Raw genomic sequence first — 16,935 nt, forward strand, 5'->3', positions numbered from 1 at the left:
GCGCCCCTATGTGTTGGTGGACTGCACGACTTTGTTCCGGGACCGCAACGAGACCAGTGACGCTCCGCCCCAGACGGCCAGCAGCAGCGCCACCAGCAGCAGGCCGGCGTCGCCCAGGTCGATCGATGAAAGCCATGCCGTCACCGGATCATGCAGGCCGAATGCGGCGTGAAAGAAGCCGGCCAAAGTGATTACGGCAATGAACAGGGCCGAGACGGCGGAGATGCCCGTCACCACAGCATTGAAGCCAAGCTTCCGCCGCGGGTCAGCCAGTGCCGAACGGTACATCCGCATCATCGCCATGCCGTTCACCGAATCACACAGCGTCATCGCGGCTGCGAAGGCGAGCGGGAGGGCGAGCAGGGCGAACGGGGGCACCCCGGCCAGGGACGCCGCCGTCGTCATCATCATCAGCCCGATGGTGGTGGCGGTATCGAAACCCAACCCAAAGAGGAAGCCGATCACGTAGATGTTCCGCGGCCGGCGCACCCTGGACAGCGGCCGCGAAAGCAGCCGCGCCACCAGTCCCTGCGGTTCCAGGTCCCGCGGATCGATGGCTACTCCGGTCCGGGAACGCCGGAAAGCAGCGGCCGAGCGGGTGAAAGCCGAGCCGTTGAACAGCCCCATGGCCAGCAGGAACAGCCCGGATACACCGCTGCCGATCAGCCCCAGCACCAGGTTACCGGCCGTACCGTCCGCCATCAGGCCGCCAACCAGGGATGCACCGGCGATCACCAGCACCCCGGCCAGGGTCACCACCGAACTATGGCCCAGGCTGAACGCGAAGCCCACGCTCACCGGATGCTGCCGCTGTGCCACGAACTTCCGGGTGGAGTTGTCGATGGCGGCAAGGTGATCCCAGTCGTAGCTGTGCTTTACGCCAGCCAGGTAGGCGGTGAGGACAAGTCCCCAGGAGAGCGCCCCGCCGCCCCCGGTCCGGGTTCCGGCAAGCAAAAGGACGACGGCGGCAGCGTGCAGCGCGGCCACGGCACCAAAGGTGAAGAGCGCCCGGGTCCGTAGCGGCAGCGAGTCCCGGTCCCGGTAGACAGCAGCGATGCCGGCCATCAATGCTTCCTCAGGTCCAGGGGCCCCTGGCCGAACCAGCGTTCCCGGAGGAGGTTGGCGCAGGCGCTGAGCAGCCGGTTGAGTTCTTCGGTGCTGTTCGACAGGCTGCGCAGCACCAGCCCGGTGGTTCCGCCGATGGTGCGGGTCAGCGAGAGGCCGGTCCGGGCGTCGAACGGCTGCGTCAACTGGTGCAGTTCGTCGGCGAGCGCCTGGTCCACCCGTGGATCCACCACCACCAGCGAGCCCAGGTGGCTGAAGCCCTCCATAAACCCCAGCCCGGCGACATCGCCCAGCGGCGGCCGGATCAGCAGGTTGTCCAGCGCCAGCAGTTCGGTACCGGTCCCAGTTTCGACCCGGATCTCATTCCGCAGCCGGACTTCCTCGTACCGGAAGACGGCACCGTCCGGCGACCAGCCCGGGGTCACCACCTCAGCCATGACAAGGCACGATGACGGCCGGAGGGTCACGGAGGTCCGTTGCCGGTAGCTGGCCTCCCGGTACGCGATGAGCTGGTCCGGCATCAGCTCCACCCGCGCCCCCTCCCCCAAACGCACAGCCAGCCGCTGCTCAGCAAAAGACCCGGGAGTCCGATAAACCTTGGTAGCGGACTGGGTAGTCAACAACAACGAAGCAGAGTCCCCCACCTCCACATCAAGAAGAAAGAGATCCGCCCCAAGATAAGCCCCGCCAGGATTCACGACGACGTAGCAGACCTGCCCAGAGTTATCGAGATAGTGCGGCCGCATAACCCGAAGCGCCCCTTGGTGAAACTGACGCGAGGCAACCGACCGCCGGCCCCGCAGACTGACGCCAAGCTCGAGCCGCCCCATCGGTGACTGTTCGTGGCTGGGTCCGGCGGCTTCGCCGGATTTGGGGCCGTGCCCGCTTCGCGGTGCCCGCCACGCCGCGGCCCCAAAATCCGGCCTCGCCGCCTCAGCGTGTACGTCACCTTCGTGCAGGTGGATTGACGCCATGTCTACTGCGCCAAATCAAGCATCAGTATGTCGTGGCGGATCCAGTCGATGACCTTGTCGAGCCCTTCGTCGGTTTTCAGGTTCGTGAAGCAGAACGGTTTGTTGCCGCGGAACTCCTGGGAATCGCGCTCCATGACGGCGAGGTCGGCTCCGACATGTGGTGCGAGGTCGGTCTTGTTGATGATGAAGAGGTCGGACTTGATCATGCCCTGGCCGGCTTTGCGGGGGATTTTTTCGCCCTGGGCCACGTCGATGATGTAGATGGAGAAGTCGACGAGTTCGGGGCTGAAGGTGGCGGAGAGGTTGTCGCCGCCGGATTCAACGAAGATGACCTGCAGGTCCGGGTGCCGGGCCTTGAGTTCCTCGATGGCGGCCGTGTTCATGGAGGTGTCTTCGCGGATGGCGGTGTGGGGGCAACCGCCGGTTTCCACGCCGATGATCCGGTCCAGGGGGAGGATGCCGTTGGCGGCGAGGATTTTGGCGTCCTCGATGGTGTAGATGTCGTTGGTGATGGCGGCCATGGAGATGCCGCCGCTCATGTGCCGGGTAAGCCGTTCCACGAGCTGGGTCTTGCCGGCGCCGACGGGTCCGCCGATGCCGATTTTGATGGGTTCAGTCATGGTGTTCCTCCTACTTTGAGCCAGTCAGCTCATGAACATCCGGGCACGCTGGCGTTCGTGCCGCATTTGTGAGATTTCCAGTCCGGGGCTGACGGCCCCAAAGTCGTCCGGCGTGAGGCGGGCGATCACTTCGATGGCGGCAGCGACGTCGTCGTGCGCTTTCCGCAGGACCCGCTGCCCGGCATTCTGGCCCAGGGGGATAGCACGGACGGCGTTCTGCGTCAGGGACGTGACGGTGGCGAAGAGGTAGGCGGCCAGCGCTTCCTCGAGCGGCACGCCCAGGGAGCGGACGACGACGGCGAACGCCAGCGGCTGGTGCCCCGCGGCCCGCCCAGTGGCCACCAGGTCCCGGTACAGTCCCAGCGCAGGTGAGGGAAACACCTCCCCGCCAATCTCGAGCAGCCGGGACCCCATCTTGAGGGAAGCCTCCCGAACCTGCCGAGGCAACAGGCAAGCAGAAAGAAGAGAATCCAGCTCCCCAAGTTCAGCCCCGTCATAAAACAGCCGAACAGCAAGCCCATCCGAATACGTCAGTTGCTGGCCGACGAAGGCATCGAGCCAGAGCCCGAAGGACCCCTCATCAAAAACGAGCTCCCGATCGATGTACGTCTCAAACCCAAAGGAGTGAGCAAAAGCCCCGGTAGGCAAGGCGGAATCAACCAGTTGCTGGAGGGCAAGCTGATACCCGCTCACGAAAGGCGCACCCAAGCCGAGGCAAGCAAGCGACGCCCGGGGATGGGGGCCGCGGCGTGGCGGGCACCGCGAAGCGGGCACGGCCCCCATCCCGGGGCGGCGCACCCACCCAAGGAATTGTTTGAAGCGCCTAGCGCTGAAGAGTTAGTGCGAGTGCTCAGCATGGCGGAAAGGTACAGGGAGGACGCGTTCCTGTCGGCTGTAGGGCACACCGGCGTGGATGAGGTAGTCCTCGACGGTGTGGTCGTAAGCGCACACCATGACTTCGGCCCCATACTCACTCTCCGCATCGAAGAACTGCGCCTGGAGGTGACGGTTGCCGAGGGAGTGTGCGGTGACGCCCATTTCGGTGATGGTGCGGGGCGCGATGACCAGGACGTCGGTGGGCAGGACGGACACCACGATCATGTTGGTTTCTTCGACGTGGAGGATGTCGCCGTCGCGGAGGTCGCCGGCGCCGGAGGGGAGGCGGATGCCGATTTCCTTGCCGTGGTCCGTGGTGGCGCGCTGTATGCGTTTGACCAGCTGGGCGCTGGGCAGGATGACCTTCTCGCGGTGCAGCCCGGCATAGGCGGCGAGGTCGGTTTCGGGCAAGTCATGGAGGTTGCCGAGGACTCGTTCGATGATCACGTGGTTTCTTTCAGGGGTGTGGAGTTCGCGGGACTAGAAGAGGAAGTACCGCTGCGCCATGGGGAGCACGTCGGACGGCTCGCAGGTGACGTCCTCGCCGTCGACAGTCACCTGGTAGGTTTCCGGGTCCACCTGGATGTCCGGGGTGGCGTCGTTGTATTTGAGGTCGGCCTTGGTGAGGTTCCGGATGCCGGAGACGGGCCGGATGACCTTTTCGAGGCCGAGCTCCTCGGGCACGCCGGCGGCGATCGCCGCCGTGGACAGGAAGGTGATGGAGGACTGCTGTACGGCTTTTCCGAAGGTGGCGAACATGGGCCGCATGGTGCGCGGCTGTGGGGTGGGGATGGAGGCGTTGGCGTCCCCCATCAGGGCGTAGGCGATTTGGCCGCCCTTGAGGACGAGCTCCGGTTTGACGCCGAAGAACGCCGGGTCCCAGAGCACCAGGTCAGCGAACTTGCCCACCTCCACGGAACCGACGGAGTCCGCGATGCCCTGGGCGATTGCCGAGTTGATGGTGTATTTGGCCACGTAGCGCTTGAGCCGGAAGTTGTCGCTGTCGGCACTGCCGTGCGTCCCGCCGTCGTGATCCTCCAACACCCCGCGCTGCTTCTTCATCTTGTCCGCCACCTGCCAGGTGCGGGTGATGACCTCACCCACCCGGCCCATGGCCTGTGAGTCGGAGGACGTGATGGAGAAGATGCCCAGGTCCTGCAGCACGTCCTCGGCGGCGATGGTCTCGGCCCGGATGCGGGAATCGGCGAAGGCCACATCCTCGGGAATGTCAGGGTTGAGGTGGTGGCAGACCATCAGCATGTCCAGGTGCTCTTCGATGGTGTTGCGCGTGTACGGCAGCGTGGGGTTGGTGGAGGCGGGCAGGACGTTGGGCATTCCCGCGATCTTGATGATGTCCGGGGCGTGCCCGCCGCCGGCACCTTCGGTATGGAAGGTGTGGATGACGCGGCCGTCGATGGCGCGGATGGTGTCCTCCACGAAGCCGCACTCGTTGAGGGTATCGGTGTGGATGGCCACCTGGACGTCGTACTCGTCAGCCACCTTCAGCGAGGTGTCGATCGATGAGGTGGTGGCGCCCCAGTCCTCGTGGACTTTCAGCCCGATGGCGCCGGCGCGGATCTGCTCGGCCAGGGGTTCGACGGCGGATGCGTGGCCTTTGCCGAACAGGCCGATGTTCATGGGGAACGCCTCGGCGGCCTGCAGCATCCGCTGGATGTGCCACTTGCCCGGCGTCACCGTGGTGGCCTTGGTGCCTTCGGCAGGGCCGGTGCCGCCACCGATCATGGTGGTCACGCCGCTGGCCAGGGCCGTGGGGATCTGGTCCGGGGAGATGAAGTGGATATGGGTGTCGATGCCGCCGGCGGTGAGGATTTTCCGTTCCCCGGCGATGATTTCGGTGCTGGCGCCGATGACGATGTCCACGCCGTCGGTGATCTGCGGGTTTCCGGCCTTGCCGATCCTGAAGACGTGGCCGTCCTTCAGTGCCACATCAGCCTTGTAAATGCCCGTGTAGTCCAGGACGACCGCGTTGGTAATCACGGTGTCCGGAACGTCCTCATCCCGGGTCGCCTGGCCGTTCTGGCCCATGCCGTCGCGGATCACCTTGCCGCCGCCGAACACCACTTCCTCGCCGTAGACGGTGAGGTCCTTCTCGATCTCGAGGAACAGCTCGGTGTCGGCCAGGCGGATTTTGTCCCCGGTGGTCGGTCCGTACAGGTCGGCGTACTGCCGGCGCGGAATCTCAAAGCTCACTTGCTGTCCCCTTCCGCGACCGGACCACCCTGGCGGATACCGCCGTCGAGCTTTCCGTTGACCGCGTTGCTGAGCCCGTAGACCTCGCGGCGGCCGGCCAGTTCGATGAGCCGGACCGTGCGTGAGTCTCCCGGCTCGAACCGGGCAGCCGTCCCCGCCGGGATGTCCAGGCGCCGGCCGTAGGCTGCCTCCCGGTCAAAGGCCAGGGCCGCATTGGCCTCGGCAAAATGGAAGTGGGAACCCACCTGCACGGGCCGGTCGCCGGTGTTGGTCACGGCAACCTCGATGGCCTCCCTGCCCGCATTCGCGGTCACGGGCTCTCGCCTGAGGACGTACTCGCCTGGAATCATTGCCGCACTCCTTACCGGATGGGGTTGTGGACGGTGACCAGTTTGGTGCCGTCGGGGAAGGTGGCCTCGATCTGGACGTCGTGGATCATCTCCGGCACGCCCTCCATCACGTCTTCGCGGCTGAGCAGCGTGGTGCCGTAGCTCATCAGGTCGGCAACGCTGCGGCCGTCGCGGGCGCCCTCAATCAGTTCGTAGCTGATGATGGCCACTGCTTCGGGGTAGTTGAGCCGGAGGCCGCGGGACTGCCTCCGGCGGGCGAGGTCGGCGGCCACCACGATCAGGAGCTTTTCCTGCTCACGCGGCATCAGATGCATGGGGTTCCCTTCGACGGCCTGGGGCGTGCTGCCAGCGTAAGCCCGGCAGGTTTCCACCAGGTTTCGGGAGTATCAGTACAGGCTGTTCGCCTGCCTACTTCGTTTCGCTGAGCCGGGCGAGGATCTCATCACTGGACTGGATGGGCTGGCGGTACGTGGCGGAAAGGATGCGGAGCATGTCGGCAGCGTCCTGGTCAGCCTCCGAGGCCATGGCATCCCTGGCGTAGGTAACCCGGATGTTGTGCGCGAAGGCGTCCGCGGCGGTCTGGGCGATGCAGTTGTGCGTGGAGACACCGGCGAGCACCACTTCCCCGGCGCCCCAGTTCCGCAACCGCGCCAGCAGGTTGGTGCCGATGAACGCACTGTCCCTCGTCTTGTTCAGCTGGGGCAGGTCCTCCTTGATGAGGCCCGGCACCGACTGGGCCTGCTCGCTGCCGCGGAAGATAAACCCCTGGTCGTCGTCAAGCATGCTGAGGGTCCACGTGGACTTGTCCCGCTCGTGTTCGGTGCCCACAAGGAGCGCACCATGTCCGGCCGCTTTGAACCCTTCCAGCAGCCGGTTGCATTCACTCACCACCCGCTCCTGCTGGGCTGCCAGTTCGGGTGTTTCGAAGAATGCGTTCTGCATGTCGATGACCAGGAGGGCAATCATGTGGGCACCTTTCCTCGTTGAGCCGGTTTTCCGGAAAGATACCCGTGCGCGGGGCACGTGAAACCCCCTTCTTTGAGGCGGCATGTGCCGTGCGGTTCAGTTAGGGAGCGGACTCCCGGACCTTCAGCTCGAACCCGGCCTCCACATGCACACCCTGTTCCGACGTCTCGCGGCCGGCGATCCGGTCCAGCAGCAGGTCGATGGAACGCTCGGCGATCTCGTCCATGCCCGGCGAGACGGTGGTCAGGGACGGGGACGCGAACCGGGCCTCGTCGATGTCGTCAAAGCCGGCCACCGCCACGTCCTGCGGCACCTTGACGCCGCGGATCAGCAGTTCGTGCATGGCACCGAGTGCCAGTACGTCATTCAGTCCAAAGACGGCGTCGAACTCCACACCGGACTCCAGGAGCCCGGCAACGGCGGCGGCACCGGTATCACGGCGCCACTCGGCGGGGGCGATCAGCGCGGCGTCGAACGGAACTCCCGCCTCCTCCAGCGCCTTCCGGTAGCCGTTCAGGCGCAGGCCCGAGGTCCCGGCAGACTCCCCGGTGTTGGCGCCGACCACGGCAATACGACGGCGGCCGCCACCCAGCAGGTGCCTGGTCAGCGCAGCCGCGGCTTCCTCGTTCTTCATGGTGACCAGGTCGAAGCGCGGGTCCATGATGTGCTCGCCGAGCATCACCAGCGGCTTCTTGCCTGCACGCTCGGCAATGGCATCTGCGTCCACCACCAGGGGCGTGAACAACAGCCCATCGGTGAGCTGGCGGAAGGTCCCCTGCAGGGCGCCCAGCTCAACCGACGGCTCGGCGTCGGACTGCTCCACCATCACCCGGTAGCCGTGGCGGGACGCGGCCTTCATCAGCTTGGACGCCAGCTCGGCGTAGTAGGGCGCGGAGAGGTCGGACAGGACCAGGCCCAGCATGGAGGTCTTGCCGGACCGGAGGCTGCGGGCGGTGAGGTTCGCCTCGTAGCCCAGTTCCGCGATGGCATCCTGCACGCGCTGCTTGGTGGCAGGCCGGATGAATTCGTAGTCGTTCAGGACGTTGGAAACGGTCTTGAGGGAAACACCTGCGGCCCTCGCAACGTCGTTCATGGTGACAGCCATTAACGCTCTTTTCCTGCCTTCGCCGCGGCCTTGGCCGCCTGCTTGCTGGCGCGGACCTTGGCCAGGGACTCCGGGTCCACAATGTCCGCTACGGAGAGGTAGGAGCCTTCCTCGCCGTAGTGGCCCGCTGCTTCCCGCCACCCCGGCGCCTCAAGGCCGCGTTGCTTGCCAAGCAGGGCCAAAAAGATCCTGGCCTTCTGCTCCCCGAAACCGGGCAGGGCCTTGAGCCGGCGCAGCACCTCGGCGCCGTCCGGCGATCCCTTGGTCCAGATGGCTGCGGCGTCGCCGTCCCACTCGCTCTGGACTGCCTCGGCGAGCGCCTGCACCCGCGCGGCCATGGAGCCGGGAAAGCGATGGACGGCGGGGCGCTCCTTGAACATCTCCACGAACGCAGCCGGATCATGTGCGGCAATGGCCCCGGGCTCCAGCGACCCGATGCGGGTCCGGATTTTCTCCGGCCCCGCGAAGGCGGATTCCATGGTGACCTGCTGGTCCAGCAACATGCCGGTCAGCAGGGCGAAGGCGTCCTCACTCAACAACTTGTCCGCGGCGGGATCCCCCGTGATGTGCAGTTCCATGCCGTCCATCCTCCCACCTGCGGCCCGCCGTCGTCATAAGGACGCCCCCGCCTTCCCAGCCGCCGTGTCAGGCGCCGACAGCCAACCGGATCATGGACCAGGACACGGCCGGAAGCTCGGCGGTGAGGCGGCCGCCGTCGACCTTTACTGTTCCGTTTTCGGAGGGCAGGACGGACGTGGAATCGTCGGCACTGGCCTGCCAGTAGGGATCCTTGTTGGCGTAGGTCACCGCCTCAACCACGCGGACGTTGCCCAGCGCGGCCACGGCAGCATCCAGGGTAAGCGCGGAGTCTGCCGAGCGGTTCACAGCGAACACCACCGCTTCGCCCTTGTCCGCGTCATACGTGGCGACGGCGGACAGCGCGGCGAAGTCTGCCGTCTTGCCGGCGCTGACAAGCGGGGATTCGACGGCGAGCTGCAGCACCGTGCCGGACGCGTGCCGGGAGGTCAGCGCGAAGGGGTGGAAGGTGGTCTGCTTCCAGGACCGCCCACCGGGCTCGGTCATGATGGGCGCGATGACGTTCACCAGCTGCGCCAGGCTGGCCGAGTGGACGCGGTCCGTGTTCCGGAGCAGCGTGACCAGCAGGTCCCCCACCACCACGGCGTCGGCCACCGTGTAGGTATCCTCCAGCAGCACGGGTGCCACCGGCCAGTCCTTGCCGGTGGGCACCTTGGATTCGTCCCGGCTCATGTGCCAGACATTCCACTCATCGAAGGAGATGTTCACCTGCTTGGTGGACTTCTTCACCGACTTCACGTGGTCGATGTGGCTCACGAGGTCCCGGATGAAGGCTTCCATCTTGTGCCCGGCAGCGAGGTGTTCCTGCAGGTCGCCGAAGTCCTCGAAGTACTGGTGCGCGGAGATCAGGTCCACCAGTTCATAGGTTTCGGACAGCACTACCCGCTCCCACTCACCGAACGTGGGCATGGTGGGCCCGGAGCTGCCACACGCAACCAGCTCCAGGTCCGGCTCCACCATGCGCATTGCCCGGGCGGTGTCCGCGGCGAGCCGGCCGTACTCCAGCGCGTTCTTGTGGCCGATTTGCCACGGGCCGTCCATTTCGTTGCCCAGGCACCACATCTTGATGCCGTAGCCGTCCGCCGCCCCGTTGGCGCGCCGCCGCTCCGAAAGGGCGGTGCCGCCGTCGATGTTGGTGTATTCCAGCAGGTCCAGCGCCTCCTGGATACCACGGGTTCCCAGGTTGACGGCCATCATCGGTTCCACTCCGGCCTTAGCGGACCACTTGGCAAACTCGTCCACACCCACGGTGTTGGGGTCGGTGGAGTGCCAGGCCAGATCCAACCGCACAGGGCGCTGGTCCACCGGACCCACGCCGTCCTCCCAGCGGTAGCCGGAGACAAAGTTGCCGCCCGGATAGCGGACGGTGGACACCCCCAACTCGCGGGTCAGCGCCAGGACGTCCTTGCGGAAGCCGTCCTCGTCGGCGTCCGGGTGGTCCGGCTCGAAGATTCCGGTGTACACGCACCGGCCAAGGTGCTCAACGAAGGCCCCGAAAGTACGACGGCGGACGGGCCCCACAACGAACGAGGGGTCAAGGGTGATTTTTGCTGCAGCAGGTTCTGGCTGGGTCACGAAGGTATCCTCGGTTTAGATATGTACAACGTTATAGAAATATTGTTGGGGGTGCCGCTCCGCCCGTCAAGGGGTGTACCAAACCCAATCCCGCAGGGCATTTCTGCGGTGCGGCAGGAGCGGAAGGCAGGGTAGCCTGCGGCAAGACCCCGAACCCGGCCCCGAACCCCGGGCTCCCAAGTACCACCTAACCGAAAAGACAGGTACCAGCTACGCATTCACGGGGGGCCGGAGGGCAATTAGGTTTCTTTACCAGAGACAAGACCCGTTCTGGTTCTCGGTACTTGGCTCACTAGGGGGTGTGAGACTGCCAATGCACGCACGACATGTAGGCCCAGGCTTCCCGGTCCACAGGACCCGGGTAATAGGCGGGGCCGGCGACGAGGAGTCCTTCGAGACCAAGGACTCTCCCCCAGCCGTCGCCGGCCCTTTCGCCCCTTCGGACCTCCAAAGGGGCCGGACACCGCTGTTGAAGGCCAGCCATGACCAGGTCGCGGCCACTAACCCGGGCCTCCTGCTGGACCTGGTCAACGGCGCACAGACCCTGTCCGATTCCCTGGATCTGCTGGTGGCAGCGTCCGCAGGGCACGTGGCCAGGACCACCAACCTGGACGTCGGCTGCGGACTGGTGCTGCGCCAGCCCAAGCGCAGCCCGGCCATCACCGGCACCTCGGGGGAAGTGGTCCGCCTGCTGGACTGGGAACGCGAGATGGCCGAGGGGCCGGTGACCGATGTAATGTCTGGCGGCCACCCGGTAGCGGTACTCCAAAGGAACGGCGACTTCCGGTGGAAGCAATATTCCACCCAGCTGCAGTCTGCCGGTTTCGGAAGCGCCCTTGCAGTGCGGCTGCGCCTTGACGCGGACGTTCCGGCTGACGACGGGATCCCCGGCAATACTGAGCTCGGTGAGTCCAGCGCCGCGCTCGCCTTCTTCGCTCAGGACGCAAAGGCCTTCCCGCTCCAGGCCATCGCGGAAGCACGCACCTTCGCCGCCCTGGCGACCAAAAGCCTGCAGATGGCCATTAACCTGCACGCCGCCCGTTCGCTGGCCACCGATCTCCGGTCAGCCCTGGACAGCCGCACCTCCATCAATGTGGCCTGCGGAGTGATCATGGCCCAGAACAGGTGCTCCTACCAGGAGGCGTTTTCCATTCTGGCCAAGGCATCCAGCCACCGGAACATCAAGGTGCGCAAGGTGGCCGAGGACATCCTTGAACGCTTGCCGGAAGGCACGCCGCACTCCCACTTCGGCCGCTAGCCACGCCCGCTGGCCACTCCTGCTGGCCACTCCTGCCTGCCTCTTCGGTTCACTCCCACCGGGATGGGTAGGAAACAATGAGGACCCGGGCGGCGAAAGGGCAGACCGATGGAAAGCATTCAGGCAGCCGTCCCGCGTACCCGCGGGAGCGCCCTGACTTGGCTGGCAGGACCGCTGGCCACCGTACTGGGACTGGCAGCTCATGTCGCGGGAGGAGGCTCGTCACCCGCCGTGGGCATCGTGGTGGCACTGGCAGCGCTGCTGGGCCTGGGCACCGTGCTCCTTGAACGGCTGGCGCCCCCGCAGCTTCCGGGCTGGGCTGTCCTGGCGGCATCCGCCGTCGCCCAGCAACTGCTGCACCTTGCCTTGGCAGCCTTCTCAACGGCCACCGCCGTCCCATTGCCGGGCCATGACCATGGCGCCGGCAGCACCGCGGACGTGCCGTCGTCGTTGGCCGTTGCTCCGGCCGCGCACTCACTCCACCTGATGCTGTACCTGCACGCGGGCGCTGCGCTGGCAGCCGCTGCCGTTGTTGTCCAGTGGGGCAGGATCTCCGCATGGGCCCGGGCGCGCATCAGGACGTAAGGGTGCCCCTGGCGATGCTCACGGTGGAGTGTGCGGGGTTGCCGTCCATGGGCTCGTCGGACACATCGACCACCGGGTATTGGGACAAGTCCAGGCCGGAGGGCACCTGGAACGTTCCCGACGTGGAGTTCATGACGCCAAGGCTGACCAGCTTGGAAAGGTCCGGGGCGATCAGCCACACCTCCTGGTAGCCCTTGGCTTCATCCTTGTTAAGGCTGATCTCGAGGCTGCGTGAACCATCGGCAGCTGCCACCACCTTGGCTGATCCGGCGGCGGAGTGCTGTGCCAACGGGGTCAGCTGGGCCTCGGCCAGCTCCCGGGGCTGCGCCGGCCGGTTAAGGGCCCAGACTGCGCCGGCAACCACCAGGACGGCAGCGGCCGCTGTCGCCAGCCACGCACCGGGTCGCTGCCACCAGGCGGCCTTCGCCCGGTCACGTTTTGTCCGGGCACCTTCCGTGCGGGCGGGCATGGGAACAACGTTCGACGGCGGCGCGGTCCCGGGTGCCGGCGTGGCGGCGGGCGGTGCCCCGCCTTCCTTTTGGGCTTCCGCAGCCAGCGGGTCCTCCCGGACGGACTCCCCCAGGCCAAGTTCCCGGTGGATTCCTGCCCAGACCTGGGGGCCGGGGACGGACAGGCGGCTGGTGTCCGGCGTCGTCTTCACCGCCTCCACCGTGCGGCGCAGGGCAGCGTAGTCGGCCGCGCATTGTGGGCAGGCCCGGAGGTGCTCGCGGCCTGCCGGGTCCTCCCAGTCGTCATACAGCGCCAGGAGGCTCAACTGTTCCGGATCAAGATGCGGCATGGTCTACCTCCAATCTGCTTCTGAGGTGCGTGAGGCTGCGGCGGATATGGCTCTTGACGGTACCAAGGGGCAGGTCCAGTTTCCGCGAAATCTGTTCGTGCGTCAGATCCTCGTAGAAGGCAAGCTTCATGATGGAACCCTGGGGCTCGCCGAGCCTCTCCAGTTCGCCGTCCAGGAGCAGCCGGTCCGCCAGGGTTTCCGCGGCCTCGGTTCCCGCCCCAGGGTCCGCAGCCAGTCCGGCCCCGGCAGCGGCGTGGGCCTTGCGTACTTCGCGGGCCGATGACTGCTGGGCATCTGCGATGGCGTTGCGCGTAATCCCCACGATCCACGCCGGGAGCCGGGCGACCTGCGGGTTGAAGGTGCTCCGCGAGCGCCACACCCGGATGAAGACTTCCTGGGTCACGTCGTCCGCCGCCGCCCGGTCCACCAGGGACCGGAGAGCCAGCGTATGCACCAGGGGCGCGAACTCGCGGTAGGCCGCCGCCAGCGCATGCTCATCGCCGGACAGGAAGGATGCGGTCAGTCCGTCGTCCCACCCGGGGGAGGCGCGGCCGGGGAGCGTCACAGGCGGCTCCCTCCCGGCTTCGGCGACGAGATACATGGCGGGCCACCGCTTATCCAGGAACTGTTTCATCCGGGGACTGCGGTAACAATGACATTGTCGCTGTAGTCCATCCGCGCGTCCAGCCATTTACCGCCGCAGGTGACCAGCTTGAGTTCATGCGGGCCGGAGCGGCGGAACAGGGAGGCGCCGTCGAACTTGTCCTTCGCCATCAGCTCCACGCCCACTACGCGGTACGTGACCGCCGGGGCGCCCTCCCGCCCCACGCTGATAACGGTTCCCGCCGCGAGCGACTTCAGCGCGGAAAACGGCGCCCGGTCCGACTTCGTGTCAATATGTCCGGCGATGACGGTCGCGCCTTCGGCGGCCCCGGGGGCGGGGCCGAACTTGTACCAGGCGGCACGGTCGAACACGTCTGGAATCTCCATCGCTCCCCCGGCTGACACTCCCCCGGGCACCACCGGCATGTCGATGGCCGTGCCGGCGACGGTGAGCGAGGTGGGTGGAGGCGCGGCAGCAGCGGCCGGTGGAGTGGCCGGCCGGACCGGAATGGCCTTTTCCAGCGCTGCGGCAGGGCCGGAAGGTGCCGCTTCAACGGCAGCCGGGGGCGGCAGCGGGGTGTTGGGCGCGGCCGGCGCACCGGTGACCGCCGCAACAGCCGGCGGTTGCCCGGAAGTGGCGGGATCACCGAAGGCGCACCCGGAAAGAACCAGCGCAGCAGCCACCAGCGCCGCTGCGCCGGCACCAAAGGGATGTCGATGGCGGTAGCCGCCTGCCGTCGTCGTACCTGCCTTCATGCCTGCCGCCTCCCTGGAACACCGTGCGTCGAACAATTGGAAGACCCGGCAGGGGCCCGTCCGCGGGTGCGCGGCCGGGCCCCTGCCTTCTACCGTCCTGCCAGAGGAGCGTCAGAGCTCCGCGCGCCGGGCGCGGACCGCCCGGCTGACGCCCACCGCCCCGGCCAGCAGGGCCAGGGCTGCCAGGCCGAATCCGGCAGTGGCAACCGTGGAGCCCGCACCGGCAGAATCAGCGGCACTATTGAGGGCGCCCGGCACCGAACCCGGAGCAGAGTGCAGGCCCTCGATGGTCTGCACGGCGAGCTTCAGGTTCTGGTCCGCCAGGCTGCCCCAGGCGTAAACGATGGTGTGCGTCCCTTCGGCCACCGCCACGTCCGCAGGGCCGATCACCGGGGTGGTAGTGCCGGCAGCGGCGACTGCGGCCGGGACGGTGCCGGGATCGAGGGTCAGGGTTTGCTCGTTCGGGTTGGCCAGGTTGGTGACGACGGCGGTACCGCCCGCCAGGACATCGACGGCGGGTGCAGCGGCGGCGTGCCGGACGGTCAGTTTGCCCTTGCCTGCCGGGATCTGGGAGACATCGTTGGTGAACAGGCTGGCGGTGGGCTTGCCGTCCGCGCCCAGGTGGGCCGCGGCGGTGTAGTTTCCGTTGGCGGCCAGGTTGACGCTGACCGGGCCAATGGCGGGCGCGGACGCGTCGGCGGCGTCGGCGGCCGTGATGGCGATCTGGTAGGAACCCGCCGGAAGCGCCAGTGGCCCGGCAAGGGTTCCCGGGGCGAAATCATCAAGCGTGCGCTCGCCGTTGACCCAGACGTCCACGGTCAGTCCGGGGACCCCGTGCAGGACGGAAAGCTGGGCGTCCCCCTCTGCTGCGTTCGCGGGACCGGCCAGAGCGATTGCGGCTGCAATGGCTGCCGCACCGGCACCTGCGGTGAAGATTGTGTTGCGCATGTCCATCTCCTTGAACGGCCCGGCTGCCGGGCGTTTTTTGCTGACACCCCTACTACCGGCGCAGTGCCGGATTTGGATGCACATTCATGGAGATTTTTTTGGGCGGAGCTCCTACGCGGAGGCCGGAGCGGCGGTGCTGGCGCGCAGGACCAGTTCGGGCGGCACCACGGTGGAGCTCACCGGGGCGCCGGACTCGATTTCCTGAAGCATGATGTCCATGCAGCGGCGGCCCAGCTCCTCGAAGTCCTGGCGGACGGTGGTCAGCGGGGGCGTGAAGTACCCCGCCTCCGGCTGGTCGTCGAAACCCACCACGGAGACGTCGTCGGGCACTTTGACGCCCGCCTCCGTGAAGGCGCGCAGCAGGCCCAGGGCCATCTGGTCGTTCCCCACGAAAATGGCCGTCGCAGTGCGCGCGGAAGCCAGCCCGCGGCCGATCGCATAGCCGCTGCCGGCGCTCCAGTCGCCTTCCACCAGCAGGGAATCGTCCAGCCCTGCTTCCCGAAGGGCGGCGCGCCAGCCCTCCGCACGCTCGGCACCGTCGGTCCAGTCCGGCGGGCCCGCGATGTGCCCGATCTGCCGGTGGCCTTCCTTGATGAGATGTTCGACGGCGAGCCGGGCGCCCGCGCGCTGGTCCACCATGGCGCCGCTCACCAAAGCACTGCCTGCCGAGCCCACGGCCACCACGGGCACGGGGAGGTTCATCTGTTCCAGTACGGCCAGGGTTTCCGAATGCGGCACCAGCACGGCGATTCCGTCCACGGCCTGGTCCATGAAGTGGCCAACAGCGTCGGAGATGGCGTCCCTACTGACTTCCCGCAGGGCGGCGATGCTGACAAAGTAGCCGGCATTGCGGGCGGCATTTTCGACGCCCACCAACGTGTTGGCCGGGCCATATTGGGAGAGCTCGCTGGCCAGCACTCCAATGGTCTGCGATCGCCGCGTGACCAGGCTCCGGGCAGCGGTGTTGCGCCGGTACCCCAGTTCCGCAATGGCCGCTTCCACCTTTTCCCGGGTCGCCTTGCTGACGTTGGGGTGGTTGTTCACCACGCGGGAGACGGTCTGGTGGGAGACCCCGGCGATCTTGGCCACATCTTCCAGGCGCGGCATCCGGCCCTTGCTGGTTTTTGCCATGTGCCTATTGTGCCTGTTGCGGCCGCTGCGGCTCCGTGTCTCGCGGGTGCAAATCGTGTCCAGCGCAGATTGTGGATGGGTGCTTGCGCTGCCCCTGCCCGATGGGAAGGATGGGGGTCATCCGCGTCTGCAAAGAAGGAGCCGGCCCAATGACCAAGTACCTGATCTCGTTTCCCAGTGGCGTCATGGACATTCCCGACGGCGGCCTGCAGCAGGTTGCCGACGCGGCCCATGCGGTGGTCCGGGAGGCAAAGGACGCGGGTGTCTGGGTGTTCGGCGGCGGCATCGACGAGAGCGTCCCGCCGGTCATGGTGGACGGCGGCGGAACCGTCACGGAGGGCACCTACCCCCAGACGGCGCAGATCGAGGGCGGCTACACGGTGCTGGAACTGCCCAGCTACGACGCTGCGCTGCACTGGGCCGCGAAGATCGCCGCCGCCTGCCGCTGCGCCCAGGAAGTGCGGGCGTTCCAGTACGATCCAGCCAGCTGAACGCTGAACCCGGCCGCCTGGACCT

The 16,935-nt window shown here is 66.8% G+C and carries 20 protein-coding genes; 3 read left to right on the top strand and 17 right to left on the bottom strand.

Features of this window, described 5'->3' with window-relative positions; all coding sequences use genetic code 11:
* Positions 1–6: 6 nt before the first annotated feature.
* From ACETK3_RS16495 to ACETK3_RS16550, 12 genes are all read right to left on the bottom strand, one after another.
* Entirely contained in the window at positions 7–1,065 is a 1,059-nt protein-coding gene (locus ACETK3_RS16495; RefSeq protein WP_373993189.1) for a HoxN/HupN/NixA family nickel/cobalt transporter, read from the bottom strand.
* Entirely contained in the window at positions 1,065–1,895 is an 831-nt protein-coding gene (locus ACETK3_RS16500) for an urease accessory protein UreD (RefSeq protein ID WP_373993219.1), read from the bottom strand. The genes ACETK3_RS16495 and ACETK3_RS16500 overlap by 1 nt, the downstream gene beginning before the upstream one ends.
* A gap of 146 nt (positions 1,896–2,041) precedes the next feature.
* Entirely contained in the window at positions 2,042–2,659 is a 618-nt protein-coding gene (ureG, locus tag ACETK3_RS16505) for an urease accessory protein UreG (RefSeq protein ID WP_373993190.1), read from the bottom strand.
* Between the two features lie 24 nt (positions 2,660–2,683).
* Positions 2,684–3,352: an urease accessory protein UreF gene (locus ACETK3_RS16510; RefSeq protein ID WP_237429627.1), complete on the bottom strand. Its 669-nt coding sequence runs from the start codon at positions 3,350–3,352 to the stop codon at positions 2,684–2,686.
* 144 nt (positions 3,353–3,496) lie between these two features.
* Positions 3,497–3,982 carry an urease accessory protein UreE gene (gene ureE / locus ACETK3_RS16515; RefSeq protein WP_237429626.1) on the bottom strand — a complete coding sequence of 162 codons (486 nt, stop codon included), beginning with the start codon at positions 3,980–3,982 and terminating at the stop codon, positions 3,497–3,499.
* Between the two features lie 33 nt (positions 3,983–4,015).
* Positions 4,016–5,746: an urease subunit alpha gene (gene ureC, locus ACETK3_RS16520; RefSeq protein WP_373993191.1), complete on the bottom strand. Its 1,731-nt coding sequence runs from the start codon at positions 5,744–5,746 to the stop codon at positions 4,016–4,018.
* Positions 5,743–6,096 carry an urease subunit beta gene (locus ACETK3_RS16525; RefSeq protein ID WP_237429624.1) on the bottom strand — a complete coding sequence of 118 codons (354 nt, stop codon included), beginning with the start codon at positions 6,094–6,096 and terminating at the stop codon, positions 5,743–5,745. The genes ureC and ACETK3_RS16525 overlap by 4 nt, the downstream gene beginning before the upstream one ends.
* A gap of 11 nt (positions 6,097–6,107) precedes the next feature.
* Positions 6,108–6,410 carry an urease subunit gamma gene (locus tag ACETK3_RS16530; protein ID WP_236800658.1) on the bottom strand — a complete coding sequence of 101 codons (303 nt, stop codon included), beginning with the start codon at positions 6,408–6,410 and terminating at the stop codon, positions 6,108–6,110.
* Positions 6,411–6,504: 94 nt separating this feature from the next.
* A complete protein-coding gene (locus ACETK3_RS16535; protein WP_237429623.1) occupies positions 6,505–7,062 on the bottom strand; it encodes a cysteine hydrolase family protein in 558 nt (185 codons plus the stop codon).
* A 100-nt stretch (positions 7,063–7,162) separates the two neighbouring features.
* Positions 7,163–8,167, bottom strand: a complete 1,005-nt coding sequence (locus ACETK3_RS16540) for a LacI family DNA-binding transcriptional regulator (RefSeq protein ID WP_237429622.1) — start codon at positions 8,165–8,167, stop codon at positions 7,163–7,165.
* Positions 8,167–8,754 carry an HhH-GPD-type base excision DNA repair protein gene (locus ACETK3_RS16545; RefSeq protein WP_236800654.1) on the bottom strand — a complete coding sequence of 196 codons (588 nt, stop codon included), beginning with the start codon at positions 8,752–8,754 and terminating at the stop codon, positions 8,167–8,169. Before ACETK3_RS16545 ends, ACETK3_RS16540 begins: the two co-directional genes overlap by 1 nt.
* A 58-nt stretch (positions 8,755–8,812) precedes the next feature.
* Entirely contained in the window at positions 8,813–10,339 is a 1,527-nt protein-coding gene (locus ACETK3_RS16550; protein ID WP_237429621.1) for an alpha-N-arabinofuranosidase, read from the bottom strand.
* A 313-nt stretch (positions 10,340–10,652) separates the two neighbouring features.
* On the opposite strand from ACETK3_RS16550, the gene ACETK3_RS16555 reads away from it, so the two are divergent.
* Both ACETK3_RS16555 and ACETK3_RS16560 read left to right on the top strand, forming a co-directional pair.
* A complete protein-coding gene (locus ACETK3_RS16555) occupies positions 10,653–11,597 on the top strand; it encodes an ANTAR domain-containing response regulator (RefSeq protein WP_237429620.1) in 945 nt (314 codons plus the stop codon).
* A gap of 108 nt (positions 11,598–11,705) precedes the next feature.
* Positions 11,706–12,182, top strand: a complete 477-nt coding sequence (locus tag ACETK3_RS16560; protein WP_237429619.1) for a hypothetical protein — start codon at positions 11,706–11,708, stop codon at positions 12,180–12,182.
* Here ACETK3_RS16560 and ACETK3_RS16565 read toward each other — a convergent pair.
* The 5 genes from ACETK3_RS16565 to ACETK3_RS16585 form a co-directional block, all read right to left on the bottom strand.
* The gene (locus ACETK3_RS16565) at positions 12,172–12,981 is read right to left on the bottom strand and encodes an anti-sigma factor (protein ID WP_237429618.1); all 810 of its coding nucleotides are present in this window, start codon (positions 12,979–12,981) and stop codon (positions 12,172–12,174) included. The genes ACETK3_RS16560 and ACETK3_RS16565 overlap by 11 nt on opposite strands.
* Positions 12,968–13,582, bottom strand: coding sequence for an RNA polymerase sigma factor (locus tag ACETK3_RS16570; protein ID WP_373462174.1), 615 nt, complete (start codon positions 13,580–13,582; stop codon positions 12,968–12,970). Before ACETK3_RS16570 ends, ACETK3_RS16565 begins: the two co-directional genes overlap by 14 nt.
* Before the next feature lie 29 nt (positions 13,583–13,611).
* On the bottom strand, positions 13,612–14,340 hold the full coding sequence (locus ACETK3_RS16575) for a class F sortase (protein WP_236821078.1): 729 nt from the start codon (positions 14,338–14,340) through the stop codon (positions 13,612–13,614).
* Between the two features lie 111 nt (positions 14,341–14,451).
* Positions 14,452–15,288 (bottom strand): DUF4397 domain-containing protein, encoded by an 837-nt coding sequence (locus ACETK3_RS16580; protein ID WP_373993192.1) that lies wholly within the window; start codon positions 15,286–15,288, stop codon positions 14,452–14,454.
* 111 nt (positions 15,289–15,399) lie between these two features.
* Positions 15,400–16,419: a LacI family DNA-binding transcriptional regulator gene (locus tag ACETK3_RS16585; protein WP_236800643.1), complete on the bottom strand. Its 1,020-nt coding sequence runs from the start codon at positions 16,417–16,419 to the stop codon at positions 15,400–15,402.
* A gap of 149 nt (positions 16,420–16,568) precedes the next feature.
* Here ACETK3_RS16585 and ACETK3_RS16590 point away from each other — a divergent pair, with 149 nt between their 5' ends.
* Positions 16,569–16,910, top strand: coding sequence for a YciI family protein (locus tag ACETK3_RS16590; protein ID WP_236800641.1), 342 nt, complete (start codon positions 16,569–16,571; stop codon positions 16,908–16,910).
* Positions 16,911–16,935 lie beyond the last annotated feature (25 nt).

The sequence above is a fragment of the Arthrobacter sp. E44 genome (genome assembly GCF_041877125.1).
GTDB lineage: Bacteria > Actinomycetota > Actinomycetes > Actinomycetales > Micrococcaceae > Arthrobacter.